Raw genomic sequence first — 16,977 nt, forward strand, 5'->3', positions numbered from 1 at the left:
AGTATCATATTTATTAACTTCTCATCACAGACTGCTACTTCCTATGTGTTTGAAGGAAATGAAATACTTCTGTCTGATGCTCCAATAATATCTCCATCTACACGAATAGCTGCATAAGCACCTTTTTGAGTAAAAACAAAGTTCATGTCGTAATTAATTAGGTTCATTTTTTTTTATTTTAAATTCTATATAAACCCCTCTATGATCTACCAAATTTACATACTCCCAAGGATTGTTTTTAACGAAAGCTTTTATTGGATATAAATCGGTATTGCGAGAATACACTCTATCTACACGCTTTATATAATCGTCTTGCCCTGGACAGGTAGCATCTTTTACGAGACCTCTTTCTTTTACTGCTATAGGATAAACATCTACAAAACCATCATCTAATAAAAATTGATCTGTTGTAGATGAATAGGTGTATTCACCTATAGTTTGTTCTGAGTTAGGATAATCTGTAGCTGAAGGAGAATTAAAATCACCACCCAAAATAACAGGGTTATTACCTGCTATATTATTTATAAAAGGAATGGTTACTTTTTCCATTTCGGCATCCGTACCTTTAGCACCAATTGTAAAATGAGTATTAAAAATATACAAAGGCTCTTTGTTAAAACTAATTTTTATACCCAACACACCTTTACTCATAATTATATTGCCATCAGTCTGATTCGCAAAAGTTTCGAGAATAGGGTACTTACTTAATATAGCTAATGGATAGCCCGAGTTTTTCATACCATCATAATAACCAATATCGCCCTTACCAGTTTTATAATTAGGCTTGTAATATGCAGAATATATGTACCCTTTTTTTTCTAATTTAGTTTTAATTTGCTGATAGGTCTGATTTTTTCGCCCGTTTTCTAAAGATACTTCTTGTAGTAATAAAATATCGGCTTTATCTTCAGATAAATAGATTACAATATCATCTTCCGGGAAGTCGCCATATTTTCCCCAAAATGGCTCGTCGTTCGGATCCCAAATATTAAACGTAAGTACGCTTAATTTTTGTTGGGCACAAGAAGTTATTGACTGTGCAAATACTGCTAAAAACACTATTATAAAACATTTCGTTTTCATTGAATTATACTACTATTTTAAAATCAAACGCTTCTTTTGAAAAGGAATAGGGTAACTTGTTATCCAAACATCACTTTTAAGGTTTGCATCGCATGCTGTTGTCCCTAATACGACCACTTCTATTTGTTTACCAATCAAATCTTTTGTTATAGGAAAGTAGTATGTAAAATTCTTATCAAATACACATTCATCACACACTGCTGCTTCCCAAGAGTTTACAGGATAAGATATACTTCTGTCTGGTGCTCCAATTATTTTTCCATCAACTCTTAAAGCGGCATAAGCACCTTCTTCACCATGATAGCCATTAAGAGCAACAGCTAGATAACTGTTTTTATGTGCATCGTTTAAAGTAAATGTTGCAGAAAACGCTTTATCAAACTCCATTTCTTGGTAAGCACCTAATAGGTTTGAAGCTTTCCATTTTGTTGAATTTAATTTTTTGCCGTTGTAAAAACCTTGAACTTCTGAAAGTCTATCGGCAAAATCGGCAATACGAACGTATCTTATTTTTTTATCTTTAGGCATCTCAATGGTCATATTAAGATTTCCCATAAATATAATTGGTTTCCATGTTTTTAAATCTGAAGATACTTCTGCTATAATCGCTTCTTCTGGCTTTTTTGGCATAAAGGAATAATCGTCTGGTGACGTAATTTTTAGCTCATCTATAAAAATAGGTTCACCAAAATCCAATCGAAAAGCAGCTTCTTTTATTTTTACCACTTTATCTCGGTGTTTACCAACGTAAAAAGAAGTGTTATAATCATCATCAAATAAATTTTTATCCCACACACCACGATCTACAAACACTTGTTGATTAAAAAACGCATCGCGAGCCGCTTTTACTTGAGGAATGTTGGTTTCGCCCGAACGGAATAATGAACGGACTTCAAACGCATTATTATCAGTAGCAAAACAAGTCGCTTCGTACAAGTTTTCGGCATCATTAGGAAAATCAACTGGTTTTAAATCAGTTAGTTTTCTGTGCCAAAATTCATTTATTTTTTCACCATCAAAAGTGACTTTCAATGATTTCCCTTTTACTAATTTCGATGCATTTTTACCATCAATAGTTGCCAATTTGTAGTTCTTAAAATCATTTAGTTTGAAACTTGCGGTTGTACCTTGATACCCCAAAACATCAATTTCCACAGGTTCTCCTTCAATATTTTTTACCACTTCGTAGTTTACACCTTCTAAACTTAAATCTTGTTTTTCTGTATTAGAAACTTTAATTAAACACGATCTAAAAGGCAGTACGGTAATGCTCGCTTTATTGTTATAATTGAAATTTCCTATTACACTTTCAAACGGATGGTATTGCTTTACTTGTACTTTACTGTTTGATGCTTCTAAACCTATACTTTTATTTAAATCGATTTGATATGTAACAGGTTCCCAGCTTAAATTTTTAAGTACTAATAATCGGGTGTTTTTATCGCCTCTAGAAATAGCATGCATGCCGTATTGAGACTCAGGAAGTTTTATTCCTTCAACTAAAATATCTCTGTATTGTTTATGTAAATTAAAGATTCTTGCTAACCGTGGAAATTCTTCATCTCTCAGCAACCATGGGTTACCGTAGATTTCCGGAGCTAATATTAGGTTTCTATGAAAGGCTTGTAAAATCAAATCATCTTCCCAATAATCCAAACAAGAGGATAAGCAAACACCATGATCTTCTGTTAAACGTTTCATATCTGGTGTATACCCTCTTAACAAATTACCTACACGATGATGCGTAGCCGTTCTATCATTTTTTATATGCCCGTCAACATAGGTTTCTACACCTTCCCATAAAAACGTAGTGGCATGAGGCAATCCTTTTTCGGTTAATGCTAAACGATGATTTAGTAAAATTAAATCGGGTCTATGCATTCGTGCTTCTATCATCATGTTTACAAAAGCATCTTCTTTATCCGGGCGTAGTTGCCCACAAACACGATCAAACTTAAACAGATTAAAATCGTAATCTCTTACCAATTTAACCATCATATCTGTTCGTGCTTTTTCTTCTTTGGGTGTATCTCCAAAACCATCGGGCCCTCCCCATAATCCTAAAGTAAAACCTATGTCTTTGGCTTCTTTATGAATGGGTTCAAACCCATTTGGAAATTGTTTTTTAAATCTGTCAGAATCCATGCTGCCATAAAAGCGCTTTCCATCTATTGCACCGGCATCAAAAGCATAAATATCTAATTGCATACCGTATTCATCCTTTAACCATTTAAAGAAACTAAAGTTAATAAGCGTATTTTCTTCGGTACTTCCTTCATTGGTGTTATTAATCCAAGAAAAGTACTGCGATTTAGCTGGTGTTTTCTCATCAGCTCCAGGGAATACTTTTATAGTATTTTGTGCATTTAAAGTTATGGATGCGACAAGCAATGACCATAACGTTATTTTGTGTTTTAGCATTATTTTTAATTTTATTTTAGGATGTTCAAAATGAGTTCATGATATTTTGGTCTATGCCACGATAAACAAGCCTTATAGTCGTACAGGCACAATCAAAGAAACAATAAAATTTTAATTTTAAAAAAGAATGAAGGCCCAAACGTCATGCAAAGGTTTGCATAGACTTATTCTTTTTAATGAGACAATAAAAATTATTTTAACCATTAAAAATTTACTGTTTGCATCTTAGAAAAAATAAAGAGGTTGAAGAAAAGTAATTTTCAACAACCTCTTTAAGTACTAAAAAAATTAACTCAAATAATTTTTATTCGTAAACTATAGTTAAAGTAGCTCCTTTTCCTGTTGATTTAGAAGTTTCTGCTTCTCTACCATCTCCACCAGTAGATGAATTAGCTCCTTCTTGAGTAAAAATAAAGTTCATAGCATTGTTGGCCGTCCAATCGCCTCTATTTACAATTTCTTGTACAATGTCTTTTAAATCTACCGTTTTTTGAGCAGGAAGACGATCTCCAGCAGCTAACCAAGGCTCTACAGTCCAAAGTACGCTTGCGGTTGTTTTTGGTCTAGAAGATGTATTAAATAAAGCATCTGTATTCTCAGGTGAATTTCCTACATTCTCTCCATGGATACGAAGATTTACTGGACCTGCTCCTGTATCGTCACATTCAAATTGAATAGCAGCACTAATAATAGTTGCGTTTTTTGGAATAGTTACATTTCTATAACGCATACCTATAATTTGCACTCCAAAATCTCCGTCACGTTCTCCAAGCTCTAAATCGCTACTATTTAAATCCATATAACCTATTGGCCATCTAGTAAGATCTGCTGAAGGACCAACAGTCTCCTCAACATCATCATTTAATTCTGTTAGTTGCATTTCGAATGTAACTTCTGTTGTTACTTCAAAACTAGGGCCTGTAATTACGGTACCGTCTTTAACTTGAACAGATACTGTTCCTGTTGTTGCACCTGCTGGTACTGTTACTGTGATACTCGTAGCAGTTGCTGCTGAAACAGTAGCTTCAACACCATTAAACCATACTTTATTCTCTTCTGGAGTGGTGCTATAATTAGCTCCTGTTAATACAACTGTTTCTCCTACACCTCCTTTAACTGGATTTAACGCAGTAATAGTAGGAAGTAGTACTGTGAAATCTGGGCCCGCAGCGGCCTCTTTACCTTTTACAGAAACTGTTACAGAACCTGTAGTAGCGCCCACTGGTACTGAGGTTAGTATGGTTGTATTACTTACCGATCTAACGGTAGCTTCTACCCCGTTAAACCATACTTTATTATCTGATGCAATCGTACTAAAGTTAGTCCCAGAAATAATAACACCGGCACCTTCTTTACCATTATCTGGATTGTAAACCGTAACTGTTGCCTGCCCCAAATTGTCATTAGGACCACTTTGAGCATCATCTTCTGTACATGAGAAAACAAAAGCCAGAGTTAATACTAAGGTGCTAAATGCCCATAATTTATTGTATTTTATAATTGAATTTTTCATTTGTATATTTTTTAAAATTATATTTTGTAAAAGGTTGGTTATTGATAAAAATCTAAAAGTTCTTCTTTAGACATAGCAACATCATGGAAATAGACTTCTCTAGTCATTCCTAAATAAGGGATTCCATAAGTTCCTGTCCCATCTTGGGCAACGTAGATTGGCAATCCGCTATCCATGTTTCCAACAGCCGACATATCTTTTCGTTCAATTTCAACTAAATCCTCGTACAGAACGGCATCACCATCTCTATCGAATGTTACCGTAAGCAAATGCCAATTACCATCATTAATAGCATTACCACTAATATCTACACGATTACCTGCTCCATCTCCAATATTTATTTTCCAACCACTATTACCTCTATACGCGAAAACAAACCCTTTGTTTCCTCCACTTCCCCAATCTTTATCACCTAAAATTGAAGGATCACTATTATCTGTTGTTGAATTAACCCAAACACTTACAGTAAAATCTTCATCATATCTAAAACTCAAATCCACAGCAGATTCATCTATGAGTGCTTTTTCACCTATGCCATTAAAAGTTTGTACCAAGCCATCAAAAAATGTAAAGGATTTAAACTCACGTGGATCTAATAATCTATGGACTTTATAGGTTACATTTTCCACCATTAAACCTCTCGAACTTACAGCAGGATATGTAATCTCGAATGCAAGACCTCTGGCCTTGCCTTGCTCAACACCTAAATCTAAAACTGTCGTATTTAAAGTAATAATGTATGCTCCATTATCTTCAGAAATATCAGTTAATGCTGTTCTATTATCTGTTGAACCATTAATTAATGAAACACTTTCTGGTTTAGTTGTTGTTTTTACTTTTAAAACAACCGATTGGTCTTTTGTATAAAAATTTTCCTTCGAAGGATTAAAATCCAGCGCTAATAACTCATCTGCGGTATAAGGAAGTTCCGTTTTAGGATTATTAGAATACAACATTTCAGCTTCTGGTTGCACATAGTATGCATTTACAACCTCATGACTATCTACTTCGCATCCCACATATAAGAGAGAGAATACAAATACTAATGTGATATATTTTATTTTTTTCATAATTTAATATTTATATATTTAAAAACAGATTATCTAACATCCCACCAAACTCTATCGAGTAATCCATCTCCATATGCACTTACCGCTGCATTAAAATTATCCGGGTTCAACTCTTTCTCATTATTAGGGTATTCAACTCTTCTAGGAAATACGCCTTCTGTAATACCTAAACGATACCCCACACTTACAGTGGTTAAATTTCCATCGGCATCAAATCTGTCTATATCTGTAGTTGCAACACGCTGAGCAATTGCAGGATATCCTGTTCGTCTCATTTCTGCATAAGCTTCATGTCCATTTGTATATAGGGCAATCCATTTTTGAATGGCGATTTGCTCTAATTTTTCTTCGTCTGTACCAGTTAATGTGGCTGTAGGTGTTGCTAAAAACGTTACAATATCTGCTTCGGCAACGTCCCATTGCTCCATACTGGCTCTAATACCCGCTCTAAACGCTGTATTAGCATCTCCACCACCAATATTGGCTAATGCCGCTTCAGCCTTAAGAAAATTTACTTCTGCATGAGTCATTAAATACGATGGAAATGCTCTATTTTGCCATATATACGAACCTCTAATAGACTGAGTCGCATCACCAAAATTTATATTTAAACCATTAACTTGTCCTTGGTAAAGGTCATTACTATTACCTGTAGGGTCAGCATATACAAATTTTCGTGGATCATTTGTATCTCTTAATTCCTTAAGTAATAACTCGCTTACAAATCTGCTAGTAGGTTTATTTATACTAAACAAATCACTTGAATTATTAGCTTCAGTCCCTGGGTATTTAAATGCCCAAGATGCTTCGTTCGAGTTTATTAAGCTACCACTTAACGCGTTAGTAATAATAGTACTTGCAGCCGCTTGGTCTACAAAACGCATACGCATACCTATACGTAGTTTTAATGAATTGGCAAATAATGCCCAATTAGCTGCATTACCACCATATACTAAATCTACCTCAGCATTAAAAACTAATCCTGTGCCTGTATTTATCTCAGCTATAGCAGCATCTAACTCTTTTACCAGATCTTTATAAATAGTTTCTTCACTATCGTATTTAGGTTTAGGAAATTGTAACCCTTGTGCTCCTTCTGTATAAGGAATGGCTCCAAAAAGATCTACAAGACGTTGATAATAAATAACTCTTAATATTCTAGCAACACCATGGTTAATACTATTAGCCTCACGACCATCTGGTGCTGTGAGAGTTAAAATCTGATTGACATTTTTTAATTCTCCATAAAAACTGCCCCACTTTCCTGCTGACCCTTTTTCATAAAGCGCTATACCATCTCCAAATACAAAACCAACTAGATCTGCTATAACAGCTAGATCTTCATCATAGGTTTCATCTGCAATGTCTTCTATTACTCGTAAAAAAATATTACTAGCTGGAGCAGTTTCTGCAGTCGTTTCATCAGGATCTATATTAATTTCATCGAACCCCTTATCACAACTTGATAAAAAGATAAAACACAATAGTATTCCTATTTTACTCATATTTATTATAAATGTTTTCATGTGTTTTTAATTTTAAAGTTCTAATTTTATGTTAAACCCATACCTTCTGGTTCCCGGTAATGCATTACCCTCTATACCTTGTCCATTACCACTACTTACATTTGATTCCGGATCAAAATCTTTCGTGTTTCTATGAAGAATAAACAAGTTTCTACCTATTAATGAGAATGATACATTAGAAAAAGGTAATTTATCTAAGGTCTTTTTAGGTAAGGTATAAGACAAGGATACTTCTCTTAACTTTACAAAACTAGCATCCTCAACAAATGGTTCTACAATACCACTTTTAAACAAATTCTCTTGGTATATTCTTGGGCTGCCATAAAACGTATTAATCTCACCTCCTATTTGATTACCATTGGCATCTGTTGGCAAATTGCCATCTTGAACTACTGCATTGTTATTCACCCAAGTACTCACACCTCCTGTAAAGGATCCTGGTAAAGAGCTACGTGCTGAACCTGTAGATAATGCTAAAAACTCCGGTGAATTATAAAAAGCATCTCTACCTTCTAATGATAACGTATTGGTACCTGCCCTAGACATGGTTCTTGCTGTATTATTAATAATAATACCTCCTTTTCTAACATCAATTAAAAAACTAAGTCTAAAGTTTTTATATTTAAATGAGTTACTAATACCTGCCAACCATTCTGGGTTAGGATCACCAATTAAAACCTGGTCTGTTCCTAATGGATTTCCTTTATTATCTACCACTACCAATCCATCAGAATTTCTTAGAAATTTCCTACCGTATATAACACCATAAGGCATTCCTTTTTCTGCTCTAAAGCTAAGACCATTATCTCCAGACAGCGTTACAGAACCAACATTTACAAAACTTACATTTTCTTCGCTCAATACATCTATCACTTCTGATGTATTCTTGGTAAAATTAATGGAAGCATCCCATGAAAAATCTTTTGTTTCTATAGGCGTTCCTGTTAGCAACACCTCAAATCCCTTGTTTTCAATATCTCCAGCATTAACGATTCTACTTCCAAAACCAGTTGATGAAGGTACTCCTACACTTACTATTTGATTTACAGTGTTGGATTTATACCATGTAAAATCAAGGCCTAATCTGTTTTTAAAGAACCTTAAATCGGTACCAAATTCTATAGATGTAGTTATTTCTGGTTTTAAATTGGCTAAAGGAATTGTGCCATCTAAACCAAGCGTTAATAAGCTTCCAAATCTATTATCACTAACTCCAGACACTAATCTATAAGGGTCTGTACCATTACCTACTTCTGCCCAAGAAGCTCTTAGTTTACCAAAACTCAATACATCTTTATTTAATTGTAATGCTTCAGAAAATACTAAACTTCCTGCTACCGATGGATAAAAGAATGATCTGTTAGCAGCCGGTAAGCTTGAAGACCAATCGTTACGACCGGTAACATCTAAAAACGCATAGTTTTTATAACCTATTTGTCCAGAAAAATAAAGTGAATTCACATCTAGTCTACTTCTTGATAGATTTCCATCACTAATTTCTTTAAAGTTATTTATAGCGAAAAAATCAGGAATTATAAACTGACTACCGCTTGCAGAAGTTGATCTTGAAGTTGTCTTAAAATGATTACCCCCAACATTTAATGCTACTGACACATCATCAGATATGTTTTTATTATAGGCTAATAAGAAGTCTGCATTTAAGTCTGAATTAAATCGAGTCGATTCGCTATAGCTTCCTAAAAAATCTATACGAGATCCTGCTCTATTCTTTCTATTTGAAAAGAGTGCTGATTGATCTAGTCCTATACGTGCCATGGCACTCAAACCATCCATAATATCATATTTAAGTGATACAAAACCCGTATAGTTATGACGCTCATCATCATTTGTATAATTTTTTACTAACCAGTAAGGATTCCCGTTCCATGGTGTTTTTGGTCCTAATGATTCAAATAACCCTTGTCTAAAAGGATTTAAAGGATCTCTTCTTTCTACACCTAACACAAATGCAGAAATATTTGCTGGAGGCCATGTTGTAGGATTATATTCAGGATTTAAAAAATCTGCCAAAAACTCATTGGTAAGATTTCTTTGTGAATGATTGATAACCCATGGAATACTTGATAAACCACCCGCAGTAGTTCTGTTATGTACTTTCTGGTTTACATAAGTAATTCTACCATCTAATGTTAGCTTATCTGCTATTTTAGAAGATAATCGTAAGGTTACCGTGTTTCTTTTTTGGGTACTCTCCGGCACAATCCCTTGTTCGTCAACATTCGTAAATGATGCTCTTACCTGTGTGGTTTCATTACCGCCATCTATAGCAATAGAATTGGTAATATTTACCCCCGTATTATAAAAGTTTTTTGCGAAATTCGGGTTAGGTGAATAAGTACCTAGCGTGTACTGCGAATCCCATTGCCTGTAGGTTTGTCCATTAAGACGTGCCCCCCAGTTTTTATCATCATCAAGTCTTTGTATTTCAATACCGTTATTATCTACATAGGCTAATGCTGGGTCTAAATTCCATACTTTACCAGAAATTTCTCCTACACGACCTCCTCCAAATTCATTCTGAAATCTTGGAAAAACATAAGCATCTTCAAAGGTCGTATTAGAATTAATAGTAATTCCTAAACCTCTTTCCGAAGATCCTTTTTTTGTTGTGATAACAATAACACCATTCGCAGCTCTAGACCCATAGAGTGCAGCTGCAGAAGGTCCTTTAAGGACAGATACTGAGGCTATGTCTTCCGGGTTTATATTAGCAGCATGGTCATTACCTGCGTCACTACCATTACTTCCGAACTCATCACTAAAACTAACAGTTGATGAGCTACTGCGTATTGGAATACCATCTACAACATATAAGGGTTGATTGTTACCAGTAAAAGAGCTATTTCCTCTAATAACTACACGACTAGAACTCCCTATTCCATTAGATGTTGTATTTATTTGTACTCCCGCTACTTTACCTTGAAAACTGTTTAATACGTTAGAGTCTTTATTATCATTAAATTCATCACCTTTTAATTCGGTAACAGAATATCCTAATGCTTTCTTTTCTCGTTTTATTCCTAAAGCTGTTACAACAATTTCATCAAGTGCTTCTTGAGACTCTAATAAAACAACATTGATAGTTGTGCCATCTCCAACGGTTATATTTTGAGAAATCATGCCTATATAGCTAAACTGTAAAACAGCTCCTTTTTCTATACTTATGCTATAATTCCCATCAAAATCTGTTTGGGTTCCGTTAGTAGTTCCTGCTTGAATAATGTTTACACCAGGCAGCGGTGATCCAAATTGATCTTTAACGTTTCCAGAAACCGTATTCTGTTGTAGCAGCAATTTTGTTGTATTTACAATAGGAGGTTGTAACACTTCCTTTTCTAAACTATGCTTTAAAATAATTTGTTTCTCAAATACATCAAAAACTATAGGTGTATTTGAGAATATGTCTTTCAAAATTTTTGATATTTTTTGCTTATTAAATTTAGCATCAATACGTCTTTTATAATCTACCTCTTTATCATTATATAAGATTTTAAATTCGGTAAGTGATTCAATTTTGCGAAGTACATTCTCTATAGTTACATTTTCTAAATCTAAAGTGATTTTTGTGTTTTGAGAGTACGTGTTTGCTTGAACCTGGAATAATGTGATTATAAATAAATAAATTGAAAGTTTCATTTTTAAATCAAGTTTCAAAGGATAAAGAGAGAGCCCCTTTAACTTCATTAGATTTTTCATACTTTTGTTTTGAATTTATGTGGTTAATTAATAAAGTTTTAGCCACTTTAAACATGATCGGGAAATGTTCCAGCATTTTCCGATTTTTTTTATATAAAGTGAGCTTGGTAATTGTTTTTTGTGTCTAGCTATGTCATAGGCTTTTTTTTTTAAGGTTAATTAATAATTATCTGATTGTTTACAATACTAAATTCTATTTCATAATTTTTGCTAAAAGACTCTATTACTTGCTCAATAGTTTCAACATCAAAAGTTGCAGTAAATGTTTCGTCATCTAATTGCTTATTATTATTTTGTATCGAAACATTATAATGTCTTTCTAATTTTTTTATGATGTTTTTAAAAGGCATATGATTGAAAATCATTTTACCATGCACCCAACCCGTATAAATATTAGTATCTACGGATTCTACTAAAATATTTTTGTTAGTTTTATTAAAACCTGCTTTTAATCCGGGTGTTAATATTGTAGATTTTTTTAAATTAAAATCTTCATTACTTTTATAAACACCCACGGAACCTTCAACCAAGACCGTGTTAATATTTTGATCATCTGTGTATGAAGACACATTAAACTGAGTGCCTAAAGCTCTTACATTAATATCATTTGTATTAACAATAAACGGATGTTTTGCATCTTTAGCAATCTCAAAATAGGCTTCTCCTTTTAAAAATACTTTTCTATATTTTCCGTTTAAAAATTTTACAGGATATTTAAGTGTGGTTCCCGCATTTAAATGCACTATCGTTCCATCTGATAACATTAACTTAAATGTTTTACCATATGGAATGTTTAATTCATTATACTTTAAATTTTCATTTGGGGCTTGATTTTCTAAATCTGTTTGGGCTATATCTGATGAAGGGCTTGTTTTATAGTTTAGGGCATTACCCTCCTGAACACCAACCACATAACCGTTTTTATCTAAAATTGTTTTCTCTCCTGATGCTGAAATAATTTCAACATTTCCATTATCTAATTGAATGGTAATGGCATCATTATTTATTTGTAATTTTTTATTTCCAAAAAACTCATTTTTAAGAAAAAATGAAAGACCTATTAGCCCTACAAAAAGCGCTGCGTATTTTAATAAAGCCGTGTACTTCCATTTTTTATTTAAAGGAATTACAGAGGTATCCTCTATTAATCGCATTAATTTTTCATGAGCCAGGTCTATATTATATGCTTCGAATTTATGGTCTAATAAATATTGTATTTCTATATGCTCTTGAAATACTTTTCTATTGTTATCTATTGAGATCCAGTTTTTTAAAAGGATAATATCTTCTTCTGAAGCGCTTCCTTCTAAATACTTTTGAATTATAAATTCTATGTTTGAATTCATCACGTTTGTCATTGTATATTTAATCTAAGACAGTTTAAAAATACCATACCACTAATTTTTAATGGTTTTTTTTCTACTTTGCAAAAAAAATAATAGAATCCTGTAATGAGCATGTTGTTTAAAAATGACAAAACTTTAATTAAAGAGCTTAAGTCCGGTAATAAAGCTGCGTTTACATTTCTATTTAAAACCTATTATAAGCCCTTATGCATTTATTGTGCTTCTTTATCTAAAAGCAAAGTGTTTTCGGAAGATATTGTTCAAAATACTTTTGTTAAAATATGGAAAAAGCGAGAAAAATTAAAAATTCACACATCTATTAAAAGCTATCTATATAAAGCTGTATATTATGGTTTTATAAATGAATACGTTAAAATTGAGAAGAAAAATAATGTTTTGGATACTATATATTTGGATACTTTAAACAAATCTATAGAACAAGACAATTCTATAATAAAGGAAAATCTTATACGTCTTGATAAAGCCATTGAGAACTTACCAAAAAAATGTAGAGAAGTCTTTATTTTGAATAAAAAGGAAGGGTATAGCTACGAAGAAATAGCAGACATTTTAAGCATATCTAAAAATACAGTCGAAAACCATATAAGTAATGCTCTATCTAAAATTAGGGCGGAAATATTCTCTATTAATGATAAAACGTCTTAAGTGTAACACTTTTTCTTATGCTTTTAATCTAAAAATTTCCTGAAAACTTAATACTAAGCAGAGAAGGCTATAATAAATAGGGAAAAGGCATTCCTTTTTTGTGTTGATTTTGAACAATCGGTATTAATAATTGAATTCCCATTTAAATCCCAACTGCTCTGTATAGAAATACACAAATGGTTTAATGCTGTTACCGCTACATCTACCGCTCTGGGGGTGTTATCATAATTATGCACATCTATCACTTCGCTATTTGCAGCATCTTTCCATGCACCACCTGCTAATGTGTCACATTAATACTTGAATCTGTAATGATATTGCCCATTCCCTCAGTTAACTTCCAATGGTCTTGTAAATTTACATATTTAGAATGTGTACCGTCTAGCACCTTGCATGTCCATGTACCACACTCAATAAGGTGTTAAAAACCCCTACCTCGACAATATAGCCATGGTTCCCATCAGCTCCTATGGTAAAAGAGAAAGCATTATCAATATTTAGATAAAAAAATAAAACTCGAAAGGCAACCATTTGCATTTTTTTAGTTAAACCTTAATGAACATCAATTATTCTCCTGTTTCAGGAAAAACGATTGCTTTATTTCCATCTACAATTATTTGGTCATTTAAATGAAAATTAACTGCCTTAGCCAAAACAAACGTCTCTATTTCGGCTCCTATACTTTTTAAAGAACTTACAGTACTTTCATGAGATACGCGCTCAACGCCTTGTTCAATGATAGGGCCTTCATCTAAATCTTGAGTAGCATAATGTGCCGTAGCTCCTATTAGTTTAACTCCTCTTTCATGGGCTCTTTTATATGGATTTGCTCCTTGAAAAGCAGGTAAAAATGAATGATGAATATTGATAATTCTCTCTGAAAAATGATTGATAAAATCCTCCGATAATATTTGCATATACCTCGCCATAATGATCAAATCAATTTCATGTTGATCATACAACGAGATCAAACTCTGTTCTTGTTGCGTTTTTGTCTCCTTAGTAATTGGTGCATAATGAAATGGAATTTTAAACATTTCCGCAATAGGTTTCAACTTTAAATGGTTACTAACCACCATACTTACTTCACAATTAAGTTTTCCTTCCTTGTGCCTATGCAGTAAATCGTATAGATTATGACTAGTGTGCGATACCATAATGGCGACTTTATGTTTTTTGCTTCCGTAATCAACCTTCCAAGTTATATGATATAATTCGGCAAGTTTTTTAAATTTACCCTCCAATTCGATCTTACTTATAATCACAGAATCGTCTGATGATAAGCGAACACGCATAAAAAACTTTTCTTCTTCAGAGTTGGTGTATTGCTGAGAGCTAATTATATTAAAACCTTCTTCATAAAAAAAACGGGTTAGCTTCGTTATGATTCCTTTCTGGTCTGGACATTTAATTAGAAAGGTTATTATTTGTGGATTCATGCTTTTTTAAATTAAGTTCCTATTTTTTATACTTATTAAGTTCAAGATTCTCTATTCAATATTTTTAGAGTAACTAGTGATGTTATTTGTCATTTCTATAGCATCTGCAAGAATTTCAGAAAGATCTTTTACTTCAACCTGGTCGGTCTTAGCGGCAATACCGTCGGTCATCATGGTAAGACAGAAAGGGCAAGAGACCGCTACTGTTTTTGCCTTGGTAGCAAGAAGTTCTTCAACACGTGTTCTTCCAATACGTTCTTCAGGCTCGTCATCAAACCACATGCGCCCGCCACCTGCTCCACAGCAAGAAGATTCGCAACCACTTCGTTTAACTTCTTCAAGAGCATGCTCCCCGACAGCTTCTTCAATAAGGAAACGGGGTTCTTCGCTTATACCATTTATACGTGCTAAATAACATGGATCATGATATGTAATTGAACCATCTTCTCCTTTTATTGCCTTTTCATCTACTTTAAGTTTATCATCCTTAATAAGTGTAGATAGGAACTGTGTGTGATGCATGACATCATAATTCCCACCAAATTGGGGATAATCTTTGCTCAATGAATTAAGACAATGAGGACAGTGTGTAATGATAGACTTAACATTATATTTTTTAAGTACTTCAATGTTATTTTCGGCAGATTCTTGAAACAAGAATTCATCTCCCATACGGCGAGCAAATTCTCCTGTACAACGTTCTTCTGGTCCAAGAGTCGCATAATTAACGCCAGCATGCTCTAACAGTTTTACAACTGCATGTGCTACTTTTTGAATACGACGATCGTAAGTTGCTGAACAACCAATCCAATACAATACTTCAAAACCTGGATTAGATTGTACCGTTGGAACATCTAATCCTTCAGACCAATTAAAACGGTCTCGTGCTGGTAAGCCCCATGGATTCCCTGAACGCTGTACTTTTTGAAGTGAGGCAGCAGGTGGACCACTAAGTGCTCCTTCTCCAATAAGAAAACGGCGCATATCGGTAATAATGCTAACTGGAGAAACATCCAACGGACAAACCTCATGACAAGCATTACATGTAGTACATGACCAGAGCGTTTCTGCAGAAATAATATCACCGTGTAGTTTTGGTGCGGCAGCTAAAGCTTTATCTTCAAGTTCGTCACGACCGTTCTTTCGAGCATCTTGAATTAGTGGGCCAACTTCATTAAAATGACTACGAATATCTTGAACCACATCCCGTGGAGATAGAGGTTTACCAGCTTCAGTCGCTGGACAAGCATCAGTACACCTGCCACAAGCCACACATGCGTCAAGTGAAAGTAATTGTCTGTACGAGAAATCCTGTACGTTTTCTACTCCAACTTTTCCTGTCTCTTCAAGTTCTTCAACCGTAACAGGGATCATATATCCTGGTTTTCTACGAACAAGGATAAGATTGAATGAGCCTGCAATAACATGAAGCAGTCGAGTAAATGGAAATGAAGCGATGAATGCGAAAACAAGGAGTCCATGTCCCCACCAAACTGTAAGATGAACCGCATCCACATTTCCTTCATTTACTCCAAGAAAACGAAAAAGATGTGCATGACTATTACCAACATAAGAGAGCCATGGATATGCTGTATTTTCTCGAATAATACGAAGGCCTTCAAGCCAGTAACCTGACCAACCAATAACAAAAAGTGCGCTAACAAGAAAGTAATCCGACTTTCGATAACGAACGCTACCTCCTCTTCCTTTTTGAATCATTCGAGCCAAAAACCAAGCAGCTCCTAGGGTATAAAGAAGCCCAAAAGAATCAAGAAAGACCTCATAAACAGCGAAATAAATTCCTTTATGGAAAAGATTTTCGCCTTCTACCCCAAATAGAATGTGACCGTATTCTTCAACCGCTACTAAACATGTTCCTATAAAAAGGATGATAAATCCGAAAAACATCAAGGTATGAAAACGTCCTGCTTTCTTCTTACGAACACCACTACGAACGGTCTTTTGGGAAAGCACTCTAGAAATTAACGCTTTAAATGATGCTTTAAAATCGATTTTTTCGCCTGTGTCTTTTCCTAATTTCCATAACTGACGACGTTTATATATTCCGTAGGCGAAAATGCCCATTGAAGTAAAGGCACATATATAAAATAAGATTTTGGAAATAACTCCAATATTGCCATATAGTTCTCTTGATAAGTCCTCCATACAGTGGGTGTTAGTTAGTTATTTAGTATA

General features: G+C 34.0%; 11 protein-coding genes. 1 reads left to right on the forward strand and 10 read right to left on the reverse strand.

Going from position 1 to position 16,977, the window contains the following annotated elements; genetic code table 11:
- Positions 1–41: 41 nt before the first annotated feature.
- The 8 genes from Q4Q47_RS00815 to Q4Q47_RS00850 form a co-directional block, all read right to left on the reverse strand.
- Positions 42–167, reverse strand: a complete 126-nt coding sequence (locus Q4Q47_RS00815; protein WP_303304755.1) for a hypothetical protein — start codon at positions 165–167, stop codon at positions 42–44.
- A complete protein-coding gene (locus Q4Q47_RS00820) occupies positions 154–1,083 on the reverse strand; it encodes an endonuclease/exonuclease/phosphatase family protein (protein WP_303304756.1) in 930 nt (309 codons plus the stop codon). Before Q4Q47_RS00820 ends, Q4Q47_RS00815 begins: the two co-directional genes overlap by 14 nt.
- Before the next feature lie 12 nt (positions 1,084–1,095).
- Positions 1,096–3,504, reverse strand: coding sequence for a hypothetical protein (locus Q4Q47_RS00825; RefSeq protein ID WP_303304757.1), 2,409 nt, complete (start codon positions 3,502–3,504; stop codon positions 1,096–1,098).
- A gap of 304 nt (positions 3,505–3,808) precedes the next feature.
- On the reverse strand, positions 3,809–5,017 hold the full coding sequence (locus Q4Q47_RS00830; protein ID WP_303304758.1) for an IPT/TIG domain-containing protein: 1,209 nt from the start codon (positions 5,015–5,017) through the stop codon (positions 3,809–3,811).
- Positions 5,018–5,055: 38 nt separating this feature from the next.
- Entirely contained in the window at positions 5,056–6,087 is a 1,032-nt protein-coding gene (locus tag Q4Q47_RS00835; RefSeq protein ID WP_303304759.1) for a LamG domain-containing protein, read from the reverse strand.
- Positions 6,088–6,116: 29 nt separating this feature from the next.
- Entirely contained in the window at positions 6,117–7,613 is a 1,497-nt protein-coding gene (locus Q4Q47_RS00840) for a SusD/RagB family nutrient-binding outer membrane lipoprotein (protein ID WP_303304760.1), read from the reverse strand.
- A gap of 12 nt (positions 7,614–7,625) precedes the next feature.
- Positions 7,626–11,270 carry a SusC/RagA family TonB-linked outer membrane protein gene (locus Q4Q47_RS00845; RefSeq protein WP_303304761.1) on the reverse strand — a complete coding sequence of 1,215 codons (3,645 nt, stop codon included), beginning with the start codon at positions 11,268–11,270 and terminating at the stop codon, positions 7,626–7,628.
- Positions 11,271–11,485: 215 nt separating this feature from the next.
- Positions 11,486–12,676 (reverse strand): FecR family protein, encoded by a 1,191-nt coding sequence (locus Q4Q47_RS00850; protein WP_303304762.1) that lies wholly within the window; start codon positions 12,674–12,676, stop codon positions 11,486–11,488.
- A 105-nt stretch (positions 12,677–12,781) separates the two neighbouring features.
- Here Q4Q47_RS00850 and Q4Q47_RS00855 point away from each other — a divergent pair, with 105 nt between their 5' ends.
- On the forward strand, positions 12,782–13,342 hold the full coding sequence (locus Q4Q47_RS00855) for an RNA polymerase sigma factor (protein WP_303304763.1): 561 nt from the start codon (positions 12,782–12,784) through the stop codon (positions 13,340–13,342).
- Between the two features lie 566 nt (positions 13,343–13,908).
- Here Q4Q47_RS00855 and purU read toward each other — a convergent pair.
- On the reverse strand, positions 13,909–14,781 hold the full coding sequence (gene purU, locus Q4Q47_RS00860) for a formyltetrahydrofolate deformylase (RefSeq protein WP_303304764.1): 873 nt from the start codon (positions 14,779–14,781) through the stop codon (positions 13,909–13,911).
- Positions 14,782–14,832: 51 nt separating this feature from the next.
- Positions 14,833–16,947, reverse strand: coding sequence for a heterodisulfide reductase-related iron-sulfur binding cluster (locus Q4Q47_RS00865; RefSeq protein WP_303304765.1), 2,115 nt, complete (start codon positions 16,945–16,947; stop codon positions 14,833–14,835).
- Positions 16,948–16,977 lie beyond the last annotated feature (30 nt).

Source organism: Flavivirga spongiicola, from assembly GCF_030540825.1.
Taxonomy (GTDB): Bacteria; Bacteroidota; Bacteroidia; order Flavobacteriales; family Flavobacteriaceae; genus Flavivirga; species Flavivirga spongiicola.